Annotated in this window: 24 protein-coding genes, 1 pseudogene and 1 riboswitch; of the genes and pseudogenes, 21 read left to right on the forward strand and 4 right to left on the reverse strand. The window is 48.4% G+C overall.

The features are described from left to right. Positions 1 to 29: 29 nt before the first annotated feature. The 3 genes from ACWPAB_RS11175 to ACWPAB_RS11185 form a co-directional block, all read right to left on the reverse strand. On the reverse strand, positions 30 to 776 hold the full coding sequence (locus ACWPAB_RS11175; protein ID WP_003580188.1) for a DUF2087 domain-containing protein: 747 nt from the start codon (positions 774 to 776) through the stop codon (positions 30 to 32). Between the two features lie 275 nt (positions 777 to 1051). Further along, positions 1052 to 1795, reverse strand: coding sequence for a peroxide stress protein YaaA (gene yaaA, locus ACWPAB_RS11180; protein WP_003580186.1), 744 nt, complete (start codon positions 1793 to 1795; stop codon positions 1052 to 1054). A 62-nt stretch (positions 1796 to 1857) separates the two neighbouring features. Then, positions 1858 to 4080 (reverse strand): alpha-galactosidase, encoded by a 2223-nt coding sequence (locus ACWPAB_RS11185; RefSeq protein WP_003580183.1) that lies wholly within the window; start codon positions 4078 to 4080, stop codon positions 1858 to 1860. Positions 4081 to 4882: 802 nt separating this feature from the next. Here ACWPAB_RS11185 and ACWPAB_RS11190 point away from each other — a divergent pair. From ACWPAB_RS11190 to ACWPAB_RS11210, 5 genes are all read left to right on the forward strand, one after another. Beyond that, a complete protein-coding gene (locus tag ACWPAB_RS11190) occupies positions 4883 to 6307 on the forward strand; it encodes a PTS sugar transporter subunit IIC (protein WP_003566732.1) in 1425 nt (474 codons plus the stop codon). Then, positions 6304 to 6510 (forward strand): hypothetical protein, encoded by a 207-nt coding sequence (locus ACWPAB_RS11195; protein ID WP_003588354.1) that lies wholly within the window; start codon positions 6304 to 6306, stop codon positions 6508 to 6510. The genes ACWPAB_RS11190 and ACWPAB_RS11195 overlap by 4 nt, the downstream gene beginning before the upstream one ends. Beyond that, complete coding sequence (locus tag ACWPAB_RS11200) at positions 6482 to 6892, forward strand: DUF3284 domain-containing protein (RefSeq protein WP_003570974.1); 411 nt, start codon at positions 6482 to 6484, stop codon at positions 6890 to 6892. Before ACWPAB_RS11195 ends, ACWPAB_RS11200 begins: the two co-directional genes overlap by 29 nt. Positions 6893 to 7001: 109 nt before the next feature. Next, complete coding sequence (locus ACWPAB_RS11205; protein ID WP_003580181.1) at positions 7002 to 8102, forward strand: DUF871 domain-containing protein; 1101 nt, start codon at positions 7002 to 7004, stop codon at positions 8100 to 8102. Between the two features lie 56 nt (positions 8103 to 8158). Then, a complete protein-coding gene (locus ACWPAB_RS11210) occupies positions 8159 to 8494 on the forward strand; it encodes a PTS lactose/cellobiose transporter subunit IIA (RefSeq protein WP_003588351.1) in 336 nt (111 codons plus the stop codon). 250 nt (positions 8495 to 8744) lie between these two features. Here ACWPAB_RS11210 and ACWPAB_RS11215 read toward each other — a convergent pair whose 3' ends face one another. Next, positions 8745 to 9311, reverse strand: coding sequence for a hypothetical protein (locus ACWPAB_RS11215; protein WP_003566723.1), 567 nt, complete (start codon positions 9309 to 9311; stop codon positions 8745 to 8747). A gap of 470 nt (positions 9312 to 9781) precedes the next feature. On the opposite strand from ACWPAB_RS11215, the gene ACWPAB_RS11220 reads away from it, so the two are divergent. The 16 genes and pseudogenes from ACWPAB_RS11220 (at position 9782) to ACWPAB_RS11295 (ending at position 25328) form a co-directional block, all read left to right on the forward strand. After that, positions 9782 to 10564 (forward strand): (Fe-S)-binding protein, encoded by a 783-nt coding sequence (locus ACWPAB_RS11220; protein ID WP_003570970.1) that lies wholly within the window; start codon positions 9782 to 9784, stop codon positions 10562 to 10564. Further along, complete coding sequence (locus ACWPAB_RS11225; protein ID WP_003570969.1) at positions 10561 to 12045, forward strand: LutB/LldF family L-lactate oxidation iron-sulfur protein; 1485 nt, start codon at positions 10561 to 10563, stop codon at positions 12043 to 12045. Before ACWPAB_RS11220 ends, ACWPAB_RS11225 begins: the two co-directional genes overlap by 4 nt. Next, on the forward strand, positions 12038 to 12745 hold the full coding sequence (locus ACWPAB_RS11230) for a LutC/YkgG family protein (RefSeq protein WP_003580170.1): 708 nt from the start codon (positions 12038 to 12040) through the stop codon (positions 12743 to 12745). Before ACWPAB_RS11225 ends, ACWPAB_RS11230 begins: the two co-directional genes overlap by 8 nt. A gap of 66 nt (positions 12746 to 12811) precedes the next feature. Then, a pseudogene (locus ACWPAB_RS11235) lies at positions 12812 to 12992 on the forward strand (hypothetical protein). 572 nt (positions 12993 to 13564) lie between these two features. After that, on the forward strand, positions 13565 to 14128 hold the full coding sequence (efp, locus tag ACWPAB_RS11240; RefSeq protein ID WP_003566713.1) for an elongation factor P: 564 nt from the start codon (positions 13565 to 13567) through the stop codon (positions 14126 to 14128). Positions 14129 to 14361: 233 nt separating this feature from the next. Continuing rightward, positions 14362 to 15786, forward strand: a complete 1425-nt coding sequence (locus ACWPAB_RS11245; protein ID WP_003566712.1) for an MFS transporter — start codon at positions 14362 to 14364, stop codon at positions 15784 to 15786. Between the two features lie 431 nt (positions 15787 to 16217). Further along, complete coding sequence (locus tag ACWPAB_RS11250) at positions 16218 to 17840, forward strand: peptide ABC transporter substrate-binding protein (protein WP_003566710.1); 1623 nt, start codon at positions 16218 to 16220, stop codon at positions 17838 to 17840. A 174-nt stretch (positions 17841 to 18014) separates the two neighbouring features. Beyond that, the gene (gene opp3b, locus ACWPAB_RS11255; protein ID WP_003566708.1) at positions 18015 to 18938 is read left to right on the forward strand and encodes an oligopeptide ABC transporter permease; all 924 of its coding nucleotides are present in this window, start codon (positions 18015 to 18017) and stop codon (positions 18936 to 18938) included. Continuing rightward, complete coding sequence (locus tag ACWPAB_RS11260; RefSeq protein WP_003566706.1) at positions 18938 to 19936, forward strand: ABC transporter permease; 999 nt, start codon at positions 18938 to 18940, stop codon at positions 19934 to 19936. Before opp3b ends, ACWPAB_RS11260 begins: the two co-directional genes overlap by 1 nt. A gap of 11 nt (positions 19937 to 19947) precedes the next feature. Beyond that, positions 19948 to 21000 carry an ABC transporter ATP-binding protein gene (locus ACWPAB_RS11265; RefSeq protein WP_016382334.1) on the forward strand — a complete coding sequence of 351 codons (1053 nt, stop codon included), beginning with the start codon at positions 19948 to 19950 and terminating at the stop codon, positions 20998 to 21000. A 1-nt stretch (position 21001) separates the two neighbouring features. Beyond that, positions 21002 to 21979 carry an ABC transporter ATP-binding protein gene (locus ACWPAB_RS11270; protein ID WP_003570960.1) on the forward strand — a complete coding sequence of 326 codons (978 nt, stop codon included), beginning with the start codon at positions 21002 to 21004 and terminating at the stop codon, positions 21977 to 21979. Positions 21980 to 22287: 308 nt separating this feature from the next. Beyond that, positions 22288 to 22926 (forward strand): histidine phosphatase family protein, encoded by a 639-nt coding sequence (locus ACWPAB_RS11275; RefSeq protein WP_003588345.1) that lies wholly within the window; start codon positions 22288 to 22290, stop codon positions 22924 to 22926. A 259-nt stretch (positions 22927 to 23185) separates the two neighbouring features. After that, a complete protein-coding gene (locus ACWPAB_RS11280) occupies positions 23186 to 23497 on the forward strand; it encodes a helix-turn-helix domain-containing protein (RefSeq protein WP_016382355.1) in 312 nt (103 codons plus the stop codon). Between the two features lie 284 nt (positions 23498 to 23781). Beyond that, a complete protein-coding gene (locus ACWPAB_RS11285; protein ID WP_016382356.1) occupies positions 23782 to 24006 on the forward strand; it encodes a DUF2829 domain-containing protein in 225 nt (74 codons plus the stop codon). Next, positions 24003 to 24716 (forward strand): 3-oxoacyl-ACP reductase, encoded by a 714-nt coding sequence (locus ACWPAB_RS11290; protein WP_003602925.1) that lies wholly within the window; start codon positions 24003 to 24005, stop codon positions 24714 to 24716. Before ACWPAB_RS11285 ends, ACWPAB_RS11290 begins: the two co-directional genes overlap by 4 nt. Positions 24717 to 24731: 15 nt before the next feature. Next, a riboswitch (PreQ1 riboswitch) is annotated at positions 24732 to 24830 on the forward strand. Beyond that, positions 24828 to 25328: a QueT transporter family protein gene (locus ACWPAB_RS11295; protein ID WP_016382357.1), complete on the forward strand. Its 501-nt coding sequence runs from the start codon at positions 24828 to 24830 to the stop codon at positions 25326 to 25328. It overlaps the preceding riboswitch by 3 nt. Positions 25329 to 25484 lie beyond the last annotated feature (156 nt).

Raw genomic sequence — 25484 nt, forward strand, 5'->3', positions numbered from 1 at the left:
TATCCCGCGAACACATTTATCGTGCTATCTTAAATTCGCGGACCACTAGCCTTGACCCAATACGTGCGGCCATCTGCTGTTCGATCGAGAAAGCCGTATTCAATCAAATTACGCCGGACCGTGACATAATCTTCAACGTGTTGCTTAAGGATTTCATTGACCGCGGTTTCCGAGTAGTTCTTTTGAGGATCGAAGCCTTTGAAAATTTCCGACAAAATAATGAGCTTGCGTTTCTCTTTTGATGGCCAATTCGTCACGCGACCATCAGCGTCCATGAAACTTTTGAGTGTCTTGGTTCGTTCCTCAGGCGTGATCGCATATCGATCATCGACCATTTTTGCACCGTCGTGAGGGATGATCAGCGCGTCTGGCATCGCTAGCAACGTCATGGCGGCGAGAAATTGTTGTGCCTGTTGTGCCTTTTCACGGAACTTAAAGCGGTAGTTGCGGATGGTGGAAGGCGAGACTTTGAGTCGTTGCGCGATGACAGTATCACTGAGTCCCTGGGCGAACAACTGTAAAACTGTCTGTTGGCTGGATGACACCCCAAGTTGACCAGCGGGTTGTGCCACTAACGCTGCAAGCGCGCCATGATGGACTTGGGCGACATGCTGACGGATCATGGCTTCAGCTGTGAAAAAATGGCCATCTTGCGGGTAGACTTCATCCGCAGCAAATGTGACCGGACAGTAGCGGCATTGGTAATGATGATCTTTGAGCCGATAACCGTACGTTAGTTCTGAATTTTCGCAAACAAAATTATTTGAGGTTTCCATATGAACAAACCTTTCTAATATTTGTTTATATATTAACTTGGATTTTGCGAAACTGCAAGTTTTGAGCTCGCTGATGACTTTTTACCTGCAAAGAAGCGTTTTTTGACACATGCGATAAGTTTAATGGTGGGGCTTGAGCGCGAGCCGCGTACGCAAAAAAACTGACTCAAACTGTCAATGATGGCTGATTCTTCACATCATTACCGGCCAAAAGAGACTGGGTCGGTCATGGTGATACTCATCAAAGGCAATTTGGGCCAGCTTTTTATAAAGACTCACTTCGCGATGAACACCAGTTGTGTTGCGGTTGAAAGGTGGGCATCGAAGCGATAAGTCGGGGAATCAAAATTTTTCAAATCAGCCGCCTTAGTTAACCGATGGCTGGCGGCAAAACGAATCATTTCACCACGGGCCATTTTGGCATAAGTGGCACGGGTTTTTAGTTGACCGTTAACGCGATGGGCGAAACGGACATCTATGAATTGATCTTTTGCTTGCAAGTAGGGGCGAATGGCTTTGGCATATTCGTCAGAGGCGAGGTTGATGATGGGGCCGGGCATTCTGGCTAAAGCCTGATAAAGGCGGTTGCCCCAAAAGTCATATAGATTGCGATGATGAGGCAGACGTAAGTGATTTTGCATTTCTAAGCGATAAGGCACAACGCCATCGAATGGGCGCAAAATGCCATACAGTCCTGACAAAATCCGAAGATGTTGCTGAATGTACACCAGTCCGGCGTCGTCTAGCAAGTCCGGGGCCATGTATTGGTATTGAATGCCAGAATAGCTGAAGATGGCCGGTGACTGTTGGCGAGTCAGGTCACTTTGCTGCAGTTGGTTGTAAGCGGTTTGCGTGAGTTTGTCACTGGTATGCCACAGCGCTTGCGCTTCAGAAAAGGTCAATTGTTGCATCAGCAGCAACAGCTCGCCAGCTTCGGCACGGAATTTGGGCTGGCTTTGGACCGGGAAATCGTCTTGAGCGCGGATCATTTTCTTTGCGGGAGCGATGATAAATTTCATGCGAGCGAAACTCACTTTCTAACGGCTGAGATTAAACGGTCATGCTTGAACAACAAGATGGTCTAACTTTGCGTGGTTATTTGATCAAGCGTCGGTGCTGCGGTGGGTTGCGGAAGGTTGGTTACTGCCGTCAGCTCCATGAGCGTTGCTGAAAAATCACCATGGGCAAGTGGTAAGGTAACACCGGCGTGGTTCAGTTCTAACCCGGTGGCATTTTTGGTGTTGTCGATTTGATAAGACAATCTTGGGTCCAAGTAATGCAGCAGTACATGTTGATAATGGGGAATCGGCGAAGTGACACCGACTGAAGTCAAGACCAGTGCCTTGGTTTTGGCGGCGTTAGTGATCAGCCAACAAACCTCGTCTTGATTAACATGGCTAGGTTGTAACCGAAAAAGCAAACCATTCTGCAATTCTTTGCGATTCGCTTTGTAAAAGGCAAAACTGGCCTTGACCGCCGCGGCTTCAGCGGGACTGAGCTGACTCGGCGGGCATTCGATGCCAGTGATGCCAACCAGACTTAACAGTGCGCGGGTATGCAAGGGCGTTAACCGCGCATCTTGTAGATTCGGGGAGGCGGTGAAATGCGAGACAAAAATTTTGAGCGGGAAAAACAGCGAGAAGCCGTTCATAATTTTCATGCGGTAAACCGGGTCAGTAAAATCGCTGGTCCATGTTTGGTCGGTGTAGGCGATCATCCCGCCATCTAAACGACCACCGCCGGACGAACAGTTTTCGATGAGTAGCTTTGGAAAAGTGTCGCGTAACGTTTTCAAAACCCGATATAAGCCGCGGGTATAGCGATAGCCGACTTCACCTTGTTGATCAGGTGGCAGTACCGGACTGCCAGGTTGACTGAAGTGGCGGTTATAGTCCCACTTGAGGTAATCAATATGATTATCGCGCACGAGGTTAGTTAGAACTGTGATCAAGTGATCCTGCACAATCCGCTGACTGAGATCGAGAATAAGCTGATTGCGAGAACGCAGAGGTTTTTGGCCGACATATTGCATGGCCCAGTCAGGGTGGGTGGCATAGAGCTCACTATTTTCGCTGATCATTTCGGGTTCGACCCAAAGTCCAAAAGCAAGGCCGCGAGCGTGAATTGCGTCAGCCACCGGGCGCAGGCCATGCGGAAACTTAACGGGATCAGGTACCCAGTCGCCAAGTTGGCCAGCATCATTAGGTCGATTTTTGAACCAGCCATCATCAATGACCAGTAACTCAACTCCCAACTCTTCCGCTTTGGGAATCTCGGCAAGAATTTTGGCTTCGCTAACGTCAAAATAAGTGGTTTCCCACGTGTTGTATTCAATTAGGTTTTTGCGCGGCAATGGCATGACATGATCGGCGAAAAAGCGATGGAAAATTCGACTGAGATCATTTAAGCCATCGTTGGTGTAAGCGACGGCTGCTTCCGGCGTGACAAATGGCTTGCCGGGCTTGAGCTGCCAAGCAAAGAGCTCCGGATTCAGTCCCATCACGAGCCGGCTGTTGTCGAACTGATCGACTTGCGCTGTATAGTTAAAATTGCCGCTCCACAAAAGCGTGACGCCTAAAGCTTCCCCAGCAAATTCATTGGTCGCTGGCGCTGCAAGAATCGTCGCCGGGACACCTTGCGGCCCACTGGCGCCATAATTACTGCCGATTGACTTTTTGCCGGGGGTCAGCGGCTGGCGGGTCACTTTGGCCTCATTGAGATGAGCACCGGTCAGCGTAATGAGGTCATAAGCGTGGTCGTCAAAATCCAGTTGAAGGCTGGCAGCATGAGTAATCGTCAGTGTCGTGTCTGTCAGATTACGATACTCAACTTGTTTGAGCAAGACAGGTAAATCGCCGACAATCGTGTATTTGAGCCTGACAGCAAGCGTCTGGGTTTCATCGTGCATCGTTATGATCAGCGTTTGCCCGTGCGGTGTCCGCGCTGTCGGCAAGGTACCGTTAAAGCTTTCATTGCCAGCAAGGATTTGATAGTGGTCAAACTTGAGATTACCAATCAGCTGACCGTGACCGTTACGCACGGCGTAAGCTGGCGTACGGTAATCGCCACCCATCAATGTGCTATATTCCAGCGGCAAGGTCGTCAGTGAGTAAGGTGCGGCATCATTTTGAATGTTAAAAGCATGACTGAAGTCTTCAAGTTTGGCGGTACCGGAAAAATGATCCAGCGCCGGTCCGCAGTAACGTTTAACAAGATAACCGCGAATAACCTGAATGACATAGCTAAAGGTGTCGTTGTGCAAATGAAACAATTGACGTTCCGGATCATATTCAATATTTGCCATAAAGTTTACCCCCATGATGGAAAGCGCGAGCAGGTTTCTGCGACTGCGAGCGCGTTATGGTGACTGGTTTCAATCTATTATAAGCGAATGGCCGTCGAACTGCTTGTGATATCGGGGGAGGGCTTCCTTTCTTACGGGGGCTGTTTGAACACCGACAGAACGAGCTAACTCCGCGGCGGGGGCTGGCGACCGCGAAGCTAGAGCCGTGGGCACAGCTTTGAACTCCCGCAAAACCCACGCGATTTCAAAGTCTGGCCTTGTTGTAGGCGGTAAACCGCCAACAACAATTTCAAGGCTGAGCCCGCCACCGCTCCGCCAGCTCTTTCTTTCTGCTGTAGGAAGTATTTTTTTCGTGTCCATATATTAATAAGAAGCCGCTCTTGAATTCGACTTTCGATGTGGAAAAAGTAGTTCTTGTACCTGGAAAATTATGAGCAATCGGGTTCAAGTTATGGGATAGAAAGCAGAGAGCTGGCGGAGCGGCGATGGGCTCAGTGGTGACGTTGGTCTTGGCGGAGTGGTTTTCTCCGCTTAGACCAAGGCCGAGCTTCAAGACCGCGGGCTTTGCGGGCTTGAAGTCGTGCCCACCACGTTCCAGCCCAATCGCCGCGTAGCCAGCTCGGACTAAGGGTGTTCAACAAGCCAACACAAGAACAGGCCGCCGCAACTATTTTGCTTATAAAAATTATAAATAATAACTACTATTATCTTTGACCCGCGAACCAGCACTCCCGTAAAATTTTAATTGTAATAAAGAATGACTGCGACATTATCAAAAAATATTCGAGGGGAGTGCATCTTTATGAATGCATTTATTGGATGGCTGAATCGGCATGTGGTGCCGATCGCGGCTAAGATTGGATCAATTCGGTGGTTAGTTGCTTTGCGTGACGCGTTTATTGCGATCATGCCAGCGATGATGGCCGGCGCAGTTTCGACAGTCTTGAACGTTTTAATTCGCGATATTCCGACCCAGTTCAAGTGGATGGGCATTGTTGATTCAATGCAATGGCTGATCGGCATTAATGCGATGGTTTGGACCGGCACACTGGCGATTCTAGGCTTGCTGTTTGCCTTCACGTTCGGCTATCAATTAGCAGTCCAGTACCAAGTTGAGCCGGTGACTGGGGGGATTGTGGTACTAGGCGCATTCATCATGAGTTTACCGCAGAATTTCACAGTCGCTTTAAGCAGTGCACTTGGTAAAGGCGCTACAAAGTTGATTACCGATGCTGGTGGGGTCGTTGATGGCAAGAACATCAGCATGTGGGGCTACTTCAACTTTGGCAAGTTCTTTGGTTCCTATGGCTTCTTCACCGTCATGATCATGGGCGGCATCGCCATGACCTTATACATCTGGCTCATGAAAAAGAATGTCACGATTAAGATGCCAGAGGCGGTGCCGCCTGCTATTGCGAAGGCGTTTACCGGGATCATTCCAGCAACGGCTGCGTTGTATTTAGCCGGTGTGATCAACTATCTGATTAGCTTAAACAAAACAACGGTGATCGAATTTATTGCTACCTTAATCCAGGAACCATTGCTGAATATGTCGCAAGGTTTCTGGGCAGTCTTACTGATGACACTGTTGGTGCAAATCTTCTGGTTCTTCGGTCTGCACGGGACCAATGTGCTCGGACCGGTGTTGGATTCCATTTGGTTGACCGCGCAAATTGCTAATATGAATGCGTTCATGAAAGGTGAAGCGTTACCGTTTGTTTGGACCCGAAACGCATTTGATCTGTATGCATGGATTGGCGGCGCCGGCAGTACCTTGCTGCTGCTGATTGCCATCCTCCTGTTTTCAAAACGAGACGATCAACGTACCGTGGCAAAATTATCAATTGCCCCAGGCTGCTTCAATGTGAATGAACCTGTGATGTTTGGGTTGCCGATCGTGCTGGATCCGATTTACTTCATCCCATTCATTTTGGCGCCAGTGGTCATGGTCTCAATCGCTTATGGCGCCCACATCCTCGGCTGGGTATCGCCAGTTAAGAATCAAATCGTCTGGTCAATGCCACCGTTTGTCAACTCGCTGATTGCAACCATGGACTGGCGTGCACCGATTCTACAGGCAGTCAATATGGTCATCGGGTTCTTGATCTATGTGCCATTCGTCAAAGCAGCCAACAAGCTGGACCCTGAGTTGACCGTTGACGAACCGGTGATGAAAAAAGAAAAACGCGTGAAGGAGACAGGCAAGCTGGAAGGTGATGCTGTTTGAAAAATGTGACAGCAAACTTGATCTTGCTCAATCTCAGTATGGCCATCGTGATGTTCAGTCCATTATTGCCAGCACCATGGCAGATCGTTGGCTGCGGCATCGGCATTGGTTTAACGATTGTGTTCGTCCGTTGCTATGTTCAGTTGATCAAGGCACAAAAGCAGGAGGGGCGCGATGAAGATCACCATGAATCTGCCGGTTGAGCCGGCGGTCTTTTTCAAACAGTTACAGCTCTCGGCATTGGCAGACATTCGCACGCATACCGGCCGGGAACCTTTACCGGGAAGTTTGCGCGGGTTTAGCTATGCTAAAAAATGGCCGAATGGTCGGCAGGCGCGGCTGCAGATTACCGACATGGAGCCGAACAAAGTCTATGCTTATACATTGGCAACGCCGCAAGACGACTTTCGCGTTAGCTATCGCCTAGTGCCACTTGCATCGGGAAAAAGTCGGTTGGAATATGAAGAATCCTTAGTCGCAAAAACGGCGCGCGGCACGGCCAACAATCGGGTGAGCGGCCTACTGATGGGCTGGTTTCGGAAACGCCGATTCAAGAAAATGGCCTTGAAGATGTGTCAATCTTAAAAAAGTTGCCTTTAGAGGTGACACCCCATGTGTATCGGCACGGAGCACGAAGCAAGCAATACAAGACAGTGAAACAAAAAACAATGACTCGACAGAAGGAGGCGAAAAAATGGGACAGATTGGGATCAGTCTCTACCCAGAACAAACCACGGTAGCGAAGGCGACTGCTTATCTAGAAATGGCTCATCAACTTGGGTATCGGCGGCTGTTTACATCGCTATTGCAGTTGTCTGGCGAAAAAGGCCGCGATCAGTTGGCCATTTTTAAGGCTGTTGTTGCCAAAGCAACTCAACTTGGATTTAAAACGATTGTCGATATTGCACCACCGTTATTTTCCGAGTTAGAAATTGATTATCATGATCTGAGTTTCTTTCACGAACTGGGCGTCTGGGGCTTGCGGCTTGACGAGGGATTTACTGGGCAAGAAGAGGCGTTGATGACGCATAACCAGTATGGCTTGAAAATTGAGATCAATATGAGTGCTGGCACGAATTATGTTGATGCCATCATGCCGTTTGGACCACGTCTAGATAACTTGTTAGGCTGCCATAATTTTTACCCGCAGCAATATACTGGTTTGGGTGATGAGCGGTTTGTGGCCTACTCGCAGAAGTTTCGACATTATGGCATTCGCACCGCGGCATTTGTGACTGCGCCAAGTGCTGATCATGGGCCGTGGCCGATCAGCGAAGGCTTGCCGACACTGGAAAGCCTTCGCGATCGGGCCATTGCCAGTCAGGTGCACCATTTGCGACTGACCGAGGTGATAGACGATGTGTTAATCGGCAATGCGATGGCGAGCGAGGCTGATTTGCACGCCGCGGCACTGGCCTTCTTCTGTCCGTATCCGGCATTGCGCGTGCGTCCAACGGCGGCCATTTCTGAATTGGAAACCAAGATTGCATTCAGTGAGGCGCATTTATATCGTGGTGACGCCTCAGATTATCTGGTTCGCGACACCCAACCGCGCGTTCGCTACGCAGGACAGGCGATTCCGGCGCATGATGCAACTGGCACGTTACACCGTGGCGATGTTGTCGTGGTGAATGAGACGTATGCCCGCTATGCCGGAGAACTGCAGATTGTCCTGCGTGAACTGGCAAATGATGGCCGACGCAATAAAATTGGTCAATTAACCGATTCAGATCTCGACTTGTTGCCGTTGCTGAAACCATGGCGGACGTTCATGTTAAAGCATGTTAAAAGTTAGAGCCACAAACCGCCGATGAGTTAACAGAAACTGATCATGACAAAGGAGAAAACGCGATGACGCAAGTGAATGAACAAACGATCATGGGCTTGATTATAGCAGGCGGCAATGCCAAGAGTGCGGCCTTCACCGCGATTCAAGCCGCCAAAGCCGGTGACTTTCCTGAAGCAACTGTGCAATTAAAAGAAGCTGATGATGCATTAGTGTCAGCGCATAATGCGCAAACAGAGCTGCTGACCGCCGAAGCCAGTGGCAATCACGCCGAGGTGTCACTGCTGATGGTCCACGCGCAGGATCACCTCATGAATGCCATCACTTTCCGCGATTTGGCGGGTGAAGTTGTCGCTGTTTATCAGCGGATGGCAGAAATGACAACGGCGCCAACTGTGTAATCATGGGCGCAACACAAAAATGACAAACGAAAAGCCGGTCAGATGATGATCGGCTTTTTTGAATGGTGTAAAGCTAACAAGAAACAGTGAACAGGTAGGACAAAATTTGCAATTACCGAAACAAAGAATTTTTGCCCACGTCACAGTGCCTTTTAGGCTTGAAAGATCAAAGTCTACAACTATAGAGCTTGGCACGACAGAGAATTGTTTAGCCCAACCTTTTCACGAATCCCATATTGGGGGACAATGATCAACCCATCACCTTACGCAACTTACCAACGGCAATCGGCAAGGTGAGATAAGGTTTCTCTTTGTCCAAATCGCTCATCACTGTTTTCGGCAACAGGACATCGCTTTGGACGCCGTCAACATACATGACCGCATTATCAAGATTGAAGACATCCGTGCCGTAACGTTTGAGCAACTGTTCCCGCAAGTCTGACATGACAACTCGCTGCTGGTAAATGTAAAAGCCATTGTCGTCGGCTTCTGGATATTTACCACCGATGAGATTCAGCTTTTCAGGAGCATTATCGAGTGGCACAAACACTTTACCGGAAACCTTCTCTGCTTCTTCCTCGTCAACGACACCATCATGATTCACGTCTTGCGCGGCTGTCGCAACCGCGACTGGCGCTTTCGTAACGGAACCTTCCAAAACGGCCATATGCGTCATATCTGCTGGCGTATTAAACATCTCGATGCGAATTTGCAGGGCATCATCATCCGTGACTTCAAGATTCGCAAACCCGTGTGCTTTCCGACCGATACAATCATCATTAAGCGCCTGTAACGTTGCCCTATATCGCTTACGCATAAACACGCCTCCATTATTATTTAGGGTTTCCTAACTCCACCTTTACCATAGTCTTTTTAGCCTAAAAATCAAGGCTGTGAAACCGTGCGAAACAGCGTCAAGTCAAGGGAGAGAGGGGGTATAGACCGTTTTAAAAAGTTGATTTTTTTAGTTAATAAAGCAGCAAAAGAGCCACAAGATGTCGTTGGTTTTGGTGACAGCCTAATTGTGGATGCTAGTGGCAGTTATGCCAAGTTGTCAGCGTGATTCAGACGGGCAGTATCGTGCTTAAGAAACAATATGCTTAAACCTAGTATCAAAAGCTAGCATAAACAGTGCTTTTTCAAAGTGAACTCATTGGCTGGTCGCTGCTAGTTAGTATAACGATTTCAAAAAGAAGTAAATTATTTTTTTATAAACGCTTTCAGTACCGTAATCATGTTTGGAGGTGTATATTTAAATTGGAATCGTTTTAATATAGGAGGTGCGCCATGAAAGTTGTCATTTTCTCCACCTGTATCGTAGATCTTTTCTTCCCGAACGTCGGGGCAGCAATGGTCGAAGTATTGGAACGCTTTGGCTGTGAAACCTTCATGCCGGTTAAGCAGATTTGTTGCGGCCAGCCGACATATAATTCAGGTTACGTGAAAGCTACGCAGAAGGTCTTTCGTAATGAGATCGATGCGTTGCTGTCAGTTGACGCCGATTACATCGTCGGGCCAGCTGGTTCTTGCGTAAATATGCTGCGCGAATACCGCGTTTTACTTAAAGATGATCCGGAATATGCTGAAAAGGCGAAGGAAGTCGCCGACAAAACATTTGAATTCTCCCAGTTTCTGTATCGGGTTTTGAATGTGATTGATGCAGGCGCTGAACTCGATGCCAAAGCTACCTATCATCGCTCTTGCCACATGACCCGGTTGTTGGGTGAGCGGACAGCACCGTTCGTTTTGCTTGATCATGTGAAGGATCTGCAAATGGAACCACTCCCACATATCGAAAACTGCTGCGGCTTCGGCGGCATGTTTTCCGCTAAAGAGCCGGAGATTTCCAAGCAGATGGTGGATGAAAAAGTCGACGATGTGCTGAGTACTGGGGCCAAAGTCCTGATTTCGGCTGATCCTGCCTGCTTGATGAATATTTCCGGTCGTTTCTCTCGCCGTCAGGAAAAAATTAAGATCATGCACATTGCTGAAGTGCTCAACCACAATGTTGACCCGAAACGGATCAAGTTCCATGATCCACTGCCGGTAGAACAGGAGGTGCGCCTATGAGTATCGTTACCAGTGATAAACCATTCTTGGAGCGGGTGAAAGAATCCGAACAGGACAAGTTCATGCAGGCAAGTGTTGCCAAAGCACAAGACGCCCAGTGGGATAAACGCGAGGCGTCACGTCACGAACTTGGCAACTGGCCGCAATGGCGCGATCTTGGCGAGCAGATCCGCCAGCATGTGATCAAATACTTACCGGATTATTTGGAAGAATTTAGCGATAACGTTGAAAAACGCGGCGGGCACGTGTACTTTGCCAAAACGGACAAAGAAGCCGCGGCTTACATCACGAATCTCGCCAAGAAGAAGCAGGCTAAGAAGATTGTGAAGTCCAAGTCGATGGTCACCACCGAAATCAATTTGGACAAAGATTTGTTGAAGATTCCTGGCACCCAGCTGATGGAAACTGATTTGGCTGAGTTTATTTTGCAAGAAGACGATTGGGCAGAACCAACTCACATCGTTTTCCCGGCATTGGCGAAAAACCGTGATCAGGTCAAAACCATTTTCGATAAACTGGGTTACAAAGGTGACAACGATCCAGAACATTTAGCCAGGTTCGCGCGTGAATACTTGCGGCGCTATTTCTTACAAGCTGATTTCGGTATTACGGGGTGCAATTTTGCGATCGCCGACTCCGGGTTGATCAATTTGGTCACCAATGAAGGCAATGCCGATCTGACCATGGCGATTCCTAAGACACAGGTGGTCGTGATGGGGATGGAACGGATTGTCCCAAGTTTGAAGGAAGCAGAAACACTGGATAACATGTTGTCTCGGTCAGCTGTGGGTCAGAAACTGACCAGCTATTGTTCCTTCTCTGGCAAGCAAGTTGACGGCGAAGCAGACGGACCAGAAGATTTTCATGTGGTCATTGTCGATAATGGCCGCAGTAACGCCCTTGGCACGCCTTTCGAGCCCGTCTTGCAATGCATTCGTTGTGGCGCGTGTCTCAATGTCTGCCCGGTTTATCGGCATATCGGTGGTCATGGCTACGGCTCAATCTACCCAGGACCAATCGGCGCGGTGCTTTCACCAGTTTTAGACGGTTATGAAAAGTTCGGCGACTTGCCATTTGCCTCCAGCCTCTGCGCAGCCTGTACTGAAACCTGTCCCGTTCGCATTCCGCTTCACGAATTGTTGATCAAGCATCGTGAAGTCATGATGGATAAGCTCAAGATGGATCACAGCTTCAACGACAAGATCATGAAAATGGTTGGCGTTGGCACTAGTGCTCCGGTTTTATTCAACATGGCACTTGATATGGACCATGCCATGATGGGCGTTTTGGCTACGAAGGATCAAGGCAGCGTGGAAAATGAGTACAACAGTGGTCGCATCAAACAAACTAAGATGCTGCCGAAACTCGCACGCGGCTGGACCGATGTGCGTGACCTGCCACGGCCACCGAAGAAGAACGAGAACTTCCGTCACTGGTTCAAGGAGCACAAGGCAGCATTGGAGGCGCAAAAACATGAGTGATCACACGAATCGGGAAGATTTTTTGAACGCCATCGCTGAAAAAGCCGGCCGACCGCGGCACCAGCTCAAAGATCATCCATTTGAGCCGCTCAATGATCTGCCAGAAACAACCTTGTCTGGCCACTCTCAAGATGAGCTAGAAACCATCGCTAAGAAAAATAGCGAAGGGGTGCATGTCACGTTTAAAACCACCATCAAAGCTGATTTGGCGGCTGCCTTGAATGCTTACATTGAGCAAGATGCGCCTAAAACAATGATTTTGCCAACCACTGACAAGTACGCAGATTTTGGCTTGACCGAATGGACCAACACCGTCAGTCCTAAGCCGATGTACTGGACGCCAGGCAAAGGCCGCGACTTCAATTTGAAGCAAGCGGCGGCCGCGGACGTCGCCATCGGCTTTGCGGATTATTTGCTGGCTGAATCAGGCACGATTACCGTTGCCACCACCCCTGGTCAAGGCCGTGGCTTCCACTTCCTGCCAACCCATTACTTGGCTATTATCAAAAAGAGCAACATCCTGCCACGTTCTCGCCAAGCCATGGATCATTACGATGCTGACATTAAAGCCGGCAAGCTCCAAACCAGCAACATCAACTTCATCACCGGTCCATCCAACTCTGGCGACATCGAAATGACCCTCGTTGTCGGGGTCCACGGCCCGTTGGACATGACTTACTTGGTTGTGGAGGATATGTAGTTTGAGATTTTTAGTTCCTTAGTTCTTCAGTTCTATTCTGGGCTAAGCTTTAATTGATGGTCCGAGCTGGCTACGCGGGGATGGGGGATGGCGACCGCGAAGCTAGAGCTGTGGGCACGACTTCAAGCCCGCCAAAACCGCGGTCTTGAAGATCGGCCTTGGTCTAGACGGAGAAAACCACGCCACCAAGACCAATTTCACGGCTGAGCCCATCCCCGCTCCGCCAGCTCTCTGCATTCTGTCGTAGGATTAGGGCCAAGATAGGCACATCTTCTGTCAATATGATGACAGAATGAGATGTTTCAGAAATCTGTGATCTGACTTTGACAAGTGATTGCCGAAGTTTCTCAGGTCTAGCTTATTAGTGAGCAGTTGTTCTTGGTGAGTTGTCAATATCATGGCGAGTGTTTCGGAAGTCCGTTTTTCTCTATTCTGTTGTGGTGACTCGATGGAGAAGAAACGGGCTTTTTAATTTGGCACTATGTCTACCAAACAAGCGTTTTGTGATACACCCCCTTCTGATATTTGAAGACCCTAGTGCGAAGGCGGAGCAATCGTAGGCCAGATGGGGCTCAGCCGTGCAAACAACATCAGCTCCAGCTGGCCGGAGATTGCGGAGTTTGGCACGGCAAGCCCCTTTTTAGTCCAGATTGTTTTTCCAATTTATTCGATATTTGACAGATCACAAGGTCTAGATGAAATTATGGCTCAGCTTGTGCTTTTGTCTTTGATTAAAAAGATAGCGCTATCGTTCACTATGGTATACTAAACACGAAACGCGCCGTTGCGGCGTAATGCGAATGAAGGAGAACACAAAATATGACTGAAGCAATTGATTTGAAATCTGGGATGGTCTTTGTTAAGGATGGCAAGCTCATCAAGGTACTGGAATCCAACCACCACAAGCCTGGCAAAGGCAACACCGTCATGCAAATGAAGCTCTACGACATTCGTTCCGGCGCTAACGTTACCACCACCATGCGGCCAAGCGAAAAAGTCGAAATTGCGATTATGGATCGTAAAAAGGCGACTTATCTCTATACGCAAGACGACACTGCCTACTTCATGGACAGCGACAGCTACGAGCAATATGAATTGCCAACTTCAAGCATTGAGCATGAATTGAAGTTCATGCTGCCCAACGTTCCGGTTGAAATTGAATTCTACGGCGATGAAGTCATCGGCTTGGAACTGCCAGGCAGCGTTGAACTTAAAGTCACCGAAACCCAGCCGGCTGTCAAAGGCGGCACTGTGGCGGGCGGCGGCAAGCCAGCAACATTGGAAACTGGCTTAGTTGTTACCGTGCCTGATTTCGTCAAAGATGGCGAAACTATTATCGTCACGACCGACACAGGAACTTACAAAGGCCGCGCGCAAAAATAATTTCCAAAGCAAGCTGACCACACAGTGAATAATCTGTGTGGTTTTTTGTTATCCAAAAACGTGTCATTTTGCCGCAGCCGGTTGCGCGATCGCTTGCCGGTTCATTGAATCAACGCGTGCCAGCAGACAGCCAGGTGGTTGAGCAGCTCAAGCAAACCCCGTCACACCAAGGTAGAATAATTGTGACTCCTGACCAATTAGCCTAAAATACAGTCCGAAAGGGTGTGATGGTGATGACCATGCCACGCGCGCAACGAATTAAAATTTTAATTGTTTTGGGGATGATGTCGTTATTAACGGCTCTGTCTGGGTCGAGTACGAACTTGGCCATGCCGAAAATTTCGGCGGATCTCATGATTTCCAGCAGTGCCGCGACTTGGATTGTGTCCATCGGCCTCATTACGACCTCTGTTTTACTGGTCATGTTTGGCCATATCGGTGATTTGGTCTCAAAAAATCTTGTCTTTTTGATCGGCGAAATGGTATTCATTGTTGGTTCATTGTTAACTGGGATCGCGCCGACTTATCTAACCATCCTTGCCGGTCGCGTCATTCAAGCCGTTGGGTCGGCGATGATCATGGCGAATTCGATGGGCATCGTTAGCCAATACTTTCCTGATGCTAATCGGGCAGAGGCGTTAGCGGTGATCTCAATGTTTGTTTCCGTCGGGTCGATTTCCGGCCCGGCATTTGGTGGCATTTTGATTACTTGGGCAAGCTGGCGATGGATTTACCTTTTCAATGTCCCAGTTGGTCTGCTGATCGTGTTTGCGGGGATGCGACTTTTGCCACTGCGCCGGCCAGCAACTGGAGAGATTAAGCAAGTCTGGGGTAACGCCAATTGGACAGGGCAAAATCTGTTTACTGGCGGGATGATCTTGACCTTTGCCAGTGGCTATTGGCTTCAGCAGCCGACGCAACATCTGTTAGGATTTCTCATCCTTGCTGGTGGGGCGATTTTGACGTTGTTGGCTTTCATCCAAGATCAACGTGCCAAGTCACCGTGGATTGCGCCAGCATTGATGCATAATCCCGATTATTTAATATCCGTCAGCGTGCTGCTGATCGTCATGTTGGTTAACTCCGTTTCCAACATTTTGTTGCCATTCTATTTGCAAAGTTACGGCGGCATTTCTGCCTTTGAAAGCGGCCTGTTGATGATGCTACAAAGTGTTGTCATGTTGATGATTACACCGTTTGCCGGCTGGCTTGCCGATCATTGGAATCGTTACTATCTCACGATTCTGGGCTTGTTAGTCCTGATTGTGTCACAAGTCGGCTATGCCTTTTATCCAGCAAAATTGTCGATGGCACCCATCATCTGGCCGATTGTGCTCAATGGAGCGGGCATGGCGTTGTTCCTTTCGCCAAACAATGCCTTAACGATGGGGGCGGTTGATGCCAGTGTCTCTGGTGTGGCCGGATCGCTGAACTCGTTGGCGCGAACCATCGGAATGACCATCGGCATCAGCTTTGGTGCTACGTTACTTTTTGCCCAGTTGCCAGGCGTCACGCGAATTTCGCCGCAGTCGGGGGCACCATTCCTGCATGCATTGGCCTTTGTTTTCTGGTTAGCAACCATTGTTTCCGTGGTTGGATTAATAATTGTCATTTTTCGAACAATTCGCAGTCGGCGAACGAAGGCTTCAGTTCAATAAATCCAAGTGAAACATATGAAAGCGGTTAAATAAAGCTGAGCATTTGCTCAGCTTTATTTGTATAAGATGGCAGCTTGTCTGACAAAAGCGAAAATTCTATGAGCAAAAGCCGAATATTAGTCCACTATTTGACGATTTTTCGATTCTTGCCAGTGTTATTTAATATAAGCTATTCTTAGCATCATCAATCAAAATGAAAACAAAAACGCGTGTGAATTATTAGCTTAGGTGGGCTTCTTACTGCCTATAAATAAGGAATCCATCTAGAGAATATTTACGGGATATACAATTTTTAATTTGAGATCGGTAGCATAAATGTGACAAAAGTAAGATCAAAGAATTAGTTTTTTTAGGCGAAATTGAGGATTCGCTTATTTACATTAATGGATTTCTAATGTAAGGTAAGTTCAATCATTTTAGGAGGGAACAGGATGAAATTTAGAAAGACAATGGTTGCGGGCTCTGCGCTCGCGCTTGCAGGGGTGTTAGCAGCCTGTGGTTCTAATTCTTCTAGCAGCAGTAAAGGTACTTCGATTACACGGATGGAGAGTGATGTGATCTCCACGATGGATCCATCAACGACCACCGATGCTATTTCTGGTCAGGCATTGATTGATACCATGGATGGCTTGTATCGGTACAATGGCAGCAAATTGGAAAATGCCATGGCCAAGAGTCAACCAACTGTTACTGATGGCGGGAAGACCTATACCTTCAAGTTACGTAATGCTAAATGGAGTAACGGTGATCCAGTCACAGCCCAAGATTTTGTGTTTGCTTGGCGGCGGACGGTTGAACCGAAGACCAAGTCGCAATACGCCTACCTATATTCAGGCGTTAAAAACGCTGATGACATCACAGCCGGTAAAAAAGCGGCCAGCACGCTTGGGGTTACCGCCGTCAACAAGACGACTTTGAAAGTCACCTTGGATCACGCGATTCCTTATTTCAAGACCATGTTGGTTAACCCAGCATTCTTCCCACAAAATGAGAAATTCGTTGAAAAATCTGGTAAGAAATTCGGAACTACTTCCAAGTACATCTTGTCCAATGGTCCTTACCAGTTGAAGAACTGGAACGGCACTGGCAACACTTGGAAAGAAACTAAGAACACTACTTACTGGAATGCTAAGAACGTTCACATCGATACCCTTAATGGTCAAGTTGTTAAGGATTCGCAAACCGCGATGAACCTGTATCAGTCGAAGAAACTTGATATCGCAGCTTTGCAAGGTGAACAAGCGGCTCAAGCAAAATCCATGTCTGATTTCAAAGGCCTCAAGCAAAGTGCGACCTTCTATCTTGAATTGAACGAGAAGAAGGATCCAATCTTTAAGAACACCAAGATTCGTCAGGCAATTTCCATGTCGATTGATCGCGAGGCATACATTAAGAAGGTTCTGAATGATGCTTCCATCGCGGCCAACAATGTGACCCCTGAAGGATTGTTCGAAAAGAACGGTCAAGACTTCTCCAAGACGGCATCTAAAGCTGAATCCTCCGCTGTTAAGTACGATCCAGCCAAGGCTAAAGAGTTGTGGACAGAAGGTTTGAAAGAAGTCGGTCAGTCCGCACCAACTTTGGAACTGCTGACAGACGATACGACCAATGCTAAGCGTTCTGCCGAATACTTCCAGAGCACCTTGCAACAGAACCTGCCAGGTCTGAAAGTTACCATCGCTACAGTACCATTCAAGACGCGTCTATCTCGTTCCCAAAATGGTCAGTTCGATATGGTTATCTCCGCTTGGAGTGCTGATTTCCCAGATGCTATTTCCTTCTTGGATCTGTTCACCTCCGATAACAGTTACAACGATGGCAAGTGGTCAAATGCTGAATACGATGCTTTGATCAAGCAGTCCAAGACGACCGATGCGACCAACGCAACCGCTCGTTGGAACACCTTACTCAAGGCCCAAGAACTGTTGACGAAGGAACAAGGCGTTGTACCGCTGTATCAACGGGTACAAACAACCTTGCAGCGTAAGACCATTACCGGTTTGAATTACAACCCAACCAATTCCTACAACTTTGTGAATGCGAAAGTTAAGTAGAACTTAGTCGGATTATGGTCTAACAACCGCGTTTTTAAACCAAAACGTGAGCAGTTACGAATAACTGCCTGCTAGTTTCAAATAAGTAGTTCTCACAAACGGCGTTGTCTCGTGTTCTGCGGCGGACAACGCTGTTTGCTTATCAGGGCGTGTGCCCATAAACAGGAGTGAATCATGGTCAAATATATTTTAAAACGGATCGGCTTCCTGCTCCTGACACTGTTTATTGTTGCCAGCGCTACCTTCTTCCTGATGAAGTTGTTGCCGGGGACGCCGTTTAACAACCCCAAAATTCCAGCAGATCAACTGCTGATTTTGAAGAAACAGTATGGATTGGATAAGCCGGTTTGGATGCAATACCTAACGTATATTGTCGGAATCTCACATGGCGATTTTGGAATGTCCTATCAATTTCCTGGCCAAACCGTGTCAAACTTAATCGCTTCTCGGATTGGACCATCTCTACAAATTGGCGCACAGGCGATGGTCGTCGGCACACTTGCTGGGATCTTGCTTGGTGCCATTGCCGCGATCCGCAAGAACACATGGGTTGACGCGACTGCTACCATTTTTGCCATTCTCGGTCGCTCAATTCCTAACTTCGTGTTCGCCGCACTGCTGCAGCTTTTTGCTTTCAAAACTGGCGCCTTTCCAGTAGCACTTTGGGGTGGCTTCTCTTATAGCATTTTGCCGACAGTTGCCTTGGCGATCGCACCGCTTGCCCAAACGGCCCGATTCATGCGAACTGAAATGGTCGATGTGCTTAGTTCTGATTACATCGAACTGGCACGTTCCAAAGGTGAATCACGCTGGCAAGTTGTTGCCAAGCATGCGCTGCGTAACTCAATGATTCCGATTGTGACCATCATCGGACCAATGGCTGTTGACTTAATGGTCGGCTCACTGGTTGTCGAGAACATCTTTGCGATCCCCGGGATTGGGGAACAATTCGTTAAGTCAATTACGACCAACGATTACCCAGTTATCATGGGACTGACCATTCTCTACAGTGCCATGCTGACGGTTGTGATCCTTGTCGTCGATATTCTTTACGGCTTCATTGATCCACGAATCCGATTGAGCGGGGAGGCAAACTAATGGCAACAAGTAAATTAAGTCCAGATGCATTCAAGCATGTTAAAGTGGATGCGGCTGAACAGGAACGTATTGCCACGCCTGCGCTGACGTTCACGCAAGATGCGATTCGGCGATTGAAGAAAAACAAGGCCGCAGTGATTTCCCTGTGGGTGCTCGTTTTCATCGCGTTCATTTCTATCATTTCTATCTGGTTATCACCTTCTAATCCAAACAAACAGAGCCTGAACTATGCGAACCTGCCGCCCAAATGGCCAGGTATTGATTTGCCAGGTTTGAACGGCTACATGAACGGTCAAAACAAATACGCCGGCATGGGTAAAAATGTTTACTTCTTGCTGGGTACCGATTACCTTGGCCGTGACCTGTTGTCTCGAATCATGGTCGGCACCCGAGTTTCACTGTTCATCGGGATTGTCGCAACCTTCTTCGATTTGACCATCGGGGTTTTCTACGGCATCATCTCCGGCTGGCGCGGGGGCATGACCGATACGTTGATGCAACGTGTTATTGAAATCATCTCCAGTATTCCTAACTTGGTTGTTGTCATTTTGATGCTGCTGGTCTTCCGTCCTGGTTTGACCTCCATTATCTTAGCGATTGCCTTCACTGGGTGGGTGACCATGGCTCGACTCATTCGTGCGCAGACGTTGCAGTTAAAAGATCAGGAATTCGTCTTAGCTGCTAGAACGTTAGGCGAGTCGAGCATCAAAATTGCCTTTAAACATCTGATCCCTAATTTGAGTTCAACGATTATTATTCAAACGATGTTCACCATTCCGACAGCAATCTTCTTTGAAGCCTTCCTGAGTTATATCGGGATTGGGCTGCCAGCACCGACTGCTAGTCTTGGGACCTTGCTGTCAGATGGTCAAAAGAATCTGCAAGTGCTGCCATATCAGCTGTTATATCCGGCGATCGTGATTGTCATTCTGATGCTGGCCTTCAACTTGCTGGCTGATGGTTTGCGCGATGCCTTTGATCCGCGCAGTGAACATTAGGAGGTGGCAAAATGAGTAAAATTCTAGAAGTAAAAGATTTACAGATTGACTTTGCCACCTATGCCGGCCCTGTCCACGCCATCCGCAATGTCAATTTTGACCTTAACAAAGGTGAGACGCTGGCCATTGTTGGTGAGTCTGGTTCTGGTAAATCCGTTACCGTACGAACGGTGATGGGGTTGTTAGCCCCGAATGCGAAAATTACGCATGGCGAAGTGCTGTTTAACGGCGAGGACATTCTCAAAAAGTCCGAGAAACAGCTTAATGCTATGCGTGGCAATGATGTCGCCATGATTTTCCAAGACCCGATGACCTCACTGGATCCAACTATGACCATTGGGAAACAAGTGGCAGAGCCGTTACTGTTGCATAGTAAAATCAGTAAAGCCGATGCGCTCAAGGAAGCTGAACGCGTGTTGGATTTGGTTGGCATCAAGGATGCCGGCGGTCGCTTAAAGGACTATCCACATCAGTTCTCTGGTGGGCAGCGTCAGCGGATTGTCATTGCCATTGCGATCATCAATCACCCGCAGATTCTGCTGGCTGATGAACCAACAACCGCTTTGGACGTGACGATTCAGGCACAAATTATTCATCTGTTGAAAGAAATTCAGTCGAAGATCGACACCTCAATCATTTTCATCACCCATGACCTTGGCGTAGTTGCTGGGATTGCCGATCGTGTTGCGGTTATGTATGCTGGCAAGATTGTTGAGTATGGTACGGTTGACGAAATCTTTTACAATGCCCAGCATCCGTATACGTGGGGGTTGCTTGAAGCTATGCCAACACTTGAAACCAAGAGTGATCGACTATACGCCATTCCTGGGACACCACCGGACTTGCTTGATCCGCCAAAAGGTGACGCGTTCGCACCGCGGAATCCATACGTGATGGCGATTGACCTCGAGCAGGAACCGCCATTCTTCAAGATCTCACCGACCCATTCGGCGGCAACTTGGCTATTAGCACCAGGCGCACCGAAAGTGGAATTACCGCCAGAAATTGCGCGGCGACATGCCTTATGGGCAAGTAAACATCAAGATGAAAAGGTGGTGAACTAACGTGGTCGACAAAAAAGACAAAAAGGTTCTTGTGTCCGTCAAGCACTTGGTTCAAACCTTCAATGCCGGGAAAAAAGACCAAGTGAAAGCCATTCAGGATATCTCGTTTGATATTTATGAGGGCGAAACATTGGGCTTGGTTGGTGAATCTGGTTCTGGTAAAACCACCACTGGTCGGGCGATCATTCGCTTGTACGACCCAACCAGCGGCGAGATTTTGTACAATGGCAAGGACATTGCCAAACTGAAAAATGGCTCCAAACAGATGCTGGCTTTCCGCCGAGCAACGCAGATGATTTTTCAGGATCCTTATGCGTCCTTAAATCCGCGGATGAAAGTCAAAGACATCATCGCGGAAGGCATTGATATTCATCATTTGGCCAAAAACAACGCTGATCGTGATCATCAAGTTGAGCAGTTGTTGGAAGAAGTCGGTTTAAACGCCGATCACGCAACTCGCTATCCCCATGAGTTCTCCGGTGGTCAGCGCCAGCGGATCGGGATTGCCCGTGCATTGGCCGTACAGCCTAAGTTCATTATCGCCGATGAACCGATCAGCGCGCTGGACGTTTCCATTCAGGCGCAGGTCGTCAACCTGCTGAAGGACATTCAGGATCGCCAAGGGTTGACGTACCTGTTCATTGCGCATGATTTATCGATGGTCAAGTATATCTCAGACCGTATCGCTGTTATGCATTATGGACGGTTGGTTGAATTGGCAACGGCGGATGAAGTTTATAGTCATCCGCTACACCCTTACACCAAGAGTTTACTCTCAGCGATTCCGGTACCTGATCCAGATGTTGAGCGCAGACGCGTGCCGCTGCCGTATGACGCCAGCAAGGTCGAAGGCGACAACAAGAAACGTAAAATGGTTGAGGTTTATCCTGAACATTACATTTTTGCCGCTGATGACGAAGTAGCGGCTTATAAAGCTGAAGCCGAAGCAGATCATCAAGGGGTTAAAGCTGCCCAGTAAACGCCTACTGAGTGCTGTGCTTCAATGATCGCGTAAGAATGCCGAACATGTGAAACTTGCATGTTCGGCTTTTTGCGTACAAATGTCTTACCCACACATTTCTAGACGAGTAAGCACATTCTTGTCGTTGATGTCGTCAAAATGCTGACGTAATAGGCCTAATCGTTACAGTTTTGGTTAAGTTGGACTGAACTTTTCTGATTATTGCCGCTAATTTGGTGCGCTTTTGCTACACTATGGTCAAAGACAGAACGTGCGTCGGACCGGTTGCTGGCCTGATGAACGTGTTTATAAGGAGCGTGCAGAAGATGACCAAGTTTTACTTTGTGCGGCATGGACAGACGGAAACGAATTTGGCGCGGCGATTTAACGGTGGACGAACCGATACGCCGTTGACAGCGAGTGGCCGCGATGGTGCGATCGCAGTTGGACGCTTTTTGGCGACGACTGGTTTTGCGGGCATCTATGCCAGTCCGATGCCGCGGGCGCAAACAACGGCTGAATTAATTGTGGCCCAAAGCCGAGTCGTTCAACCGCCGATTGTGACGGATCGTGATTTGCGCGAGGTAGATTTAGGCAAATGGGATGGTCAGCCGCTCACTTCTGTCCAGGATGATCCTGAGATTGATCATTATTATCATCATTTGACGGCGTTTGATAACCAGCGTATCGGTGCAGAATCATTTGCCCATGCGTTAAAACGTGGACGGCGGGCAATCAATCGGATTTATGATGCCCATCCAGACGGCAAAGTGCTCGTTGTGGCGCACGGTTTAATCGGCATGCTGTTATTAAGCACATACCTCGGTGCCGATCTCGATTCTGCGCGTGATGCGATGCGCATTCCGCCGAATAATAGTATCAGTGAATTGGACACCTCGGATGGCGAACAGTTCACACGTGGCAGCTTATGGGCCTTTGTGCCAGCAACCGCGGAAAGTAAATAACAATGCTGAATAAATTGGCATTGTTTTTTTATTGTGTATTTTTTAATTAATTAAGCTGATTTTTGGCAGTTCCTCATTGCGAGCGTTTACAATAGTTATAGAGCAAGAATTGGTGAGTTGATGTGGGGGATCAGTGCGGTTATGTTCTGTGAGAATAGGCCATCTTTAGATTATTAAATAATATTATAAAATCTTTTGATAGCCCGGCGTTTCATCTAATGTTAAAGCATAACGCCGCACATTAAAGGTGGGGGAAACCATGTTAGACAATATCGGGAAATTGGTGCACCAACAGCGCCGCAGTTTGAACTTGACGATTGAGAAGTTGGCGGAGCGATCCGGCGTCTCGATCAGTCTGATTTCGCGAATGGAGCGTGGAGACGTCAACAATATCAGCGTAAAAAAATTGACCGACATTGCGCGGGCTTTAAATATGCAGGTAGGCGACTTCTTCATTGCTCCCGAAATGAGCGATATTAGCACATTAGCGGTGGTGAAATACTTAACCCACTTACCAGAGAAAGAACGGGCGCGTGTTTCCGAGGTACTCATGCAGGTGATTAACCTGTAAGTACCACTTTTTTAGAACAGTCTGTCACTTGAGGCTGTTCTTTTTTGATATCGAAAATGTCGGTATGACCTTAAAAGGATAGGGCAACCCATTGTCAGTCAGCTGGTAAAACGCGTATACTAAATGCACTGATTTTAGACAATGAGCGCGAACTGGCACGGTTAGCTTGGTTTGACAAAGTGGCACTGGAGAGTTGACCAAGTATTGGCTCGGCTAACAGGCTTTCTTCACAATAACCGACGGCCATCTGGAGAACGCATTTTAAAAGAAGGAGAATGATCGACATGACATTTGAAGCAATTTTACCGTCCCTTAAAGCCGGCAAGAAGGCCGTTCGCACCGGCTGGGAAGGTACTGAGTTGTATGTGCAACTAGTTCCGGAAGGCAAATTCGAAGGCGATACTTTGAATCCGTATTTTTTGATCAAAACTGCCGACGAAGCTTTCAGTCTCTGGTCACCGACTGACTGTGACATTTTGGCTGAAGATTGGCAGCTTGTGAACGAATGACGCATTTCGACTTCACCGACAAGACCGTCATCATCACCGGCGCGGCTTCTGGCATCGGTGCGGCGCAGGCGGCGGCTTTTCAGGCAGCTGGTGCCACTGTGGTAGGAATTGACCTCCAACCAATTAGCAACCTCACAGACGCCATTCAGGCCGATGTGAGCGATCCTGCCACGGCAGCAGCGATTGCGGCTCAATATCAGCCAGATATTGTCTGCAATACGGCGGGCGTGTTGGATGGTTATCAAACTGTGACCGATACGGCGCTCTCGGCATGGCAGCACATTCTCGATGTCGATCTTACCAGTCAGTTCTTAATGATCAAGGCGCTGCTGCCGGGGATGCTGGCTCGTGGTCACGGTATTTTCATCAATATGAGTTCCATCGCTGGTTTAGTCGGTGGTGGTGGCGGCGTGGCGTATACCGCTGCTAAGCACGCCGTCATCGGCCTCACCAAGCAATTAGACCTCGATTACGCCGCCAAGGGCATTCGCGCCAACGCGCTCGCACCAGGCGCTATCAACACGCCCATGAACGCCGCTGATTTTGCCGGCGACGGGAAAATGGCTGCGTGGGTTGCTCAAGAAACCCCAGCCAAACGCTGGGCCAAGCCCGAGGAAGTCGCGCAATTATCCTTATTTCTGGCCAGCGATGCTGCTGATTATATTCATGGAACCGTGATTCCCATTGACGGCGGCTGGCTCGAAAAGTAAACTGAATGCATTGCAACACCAAAACTGAAAACGGAAGGCAATCCTTCCACGACGATACTTACTTTCCTTTGATCGTCGTTACTACTGGCATAGCCACAAAGGAGAACAAACATGCAAACAACTTCAACCACCCATCGTTCAATCGTCAGTCTCGCCAAAACCGCCATGATCACGTCCATTTACGTCGTGATGACCCTCATGCTCAGTCCACTCAGCTTCGGGGTCGTACAAGTTCGGTTCTCCGAGATGCTCAACTATACGGCACTCTTCAACCGCCGTTATGTCTGGGCCGTCACGCTGGGTGTTTTTTTGGCCAATTTAACCTCACCAACCGCACTCCTCGATGTCCCAATCGGCACCCTCGGCACGCTCGTCTTCATCATCATCAGCCGCTGGTTAGCCAAACTCGTCCAGCCAAAATGGGCTAAATTCACCATCATGGGCATCTTTTTTGCCTTATCCATGTTCACCATTGCCGGCGAACTGACCATCCTCATGAAAGTCCCATTCTGGCCAACCTATGCTACCATCGCGCTTGGCGAAGCCATCTCGATGGCCGTCGGTGGCGTTGTGATGATGATTTTGACACGGTTTGTGGATTTGGATAAGTAAGCGATAAGGCTATTGAAAGAGGCTCCTATAGAAAAACGTTTACTGGCAGGAAGGTTTCGCTGAAGCTTTTCGATCTGGCAGAAGGGCACGCAGGCCTGATTGCTGTGGTCAAAAGTTGTCGCAGGGGTTAGGCTTCCGATGCACCTGATTTTTGCC

Source organism: Lacticaseibacillus sp. 30 (assembly GCF_053819265.1).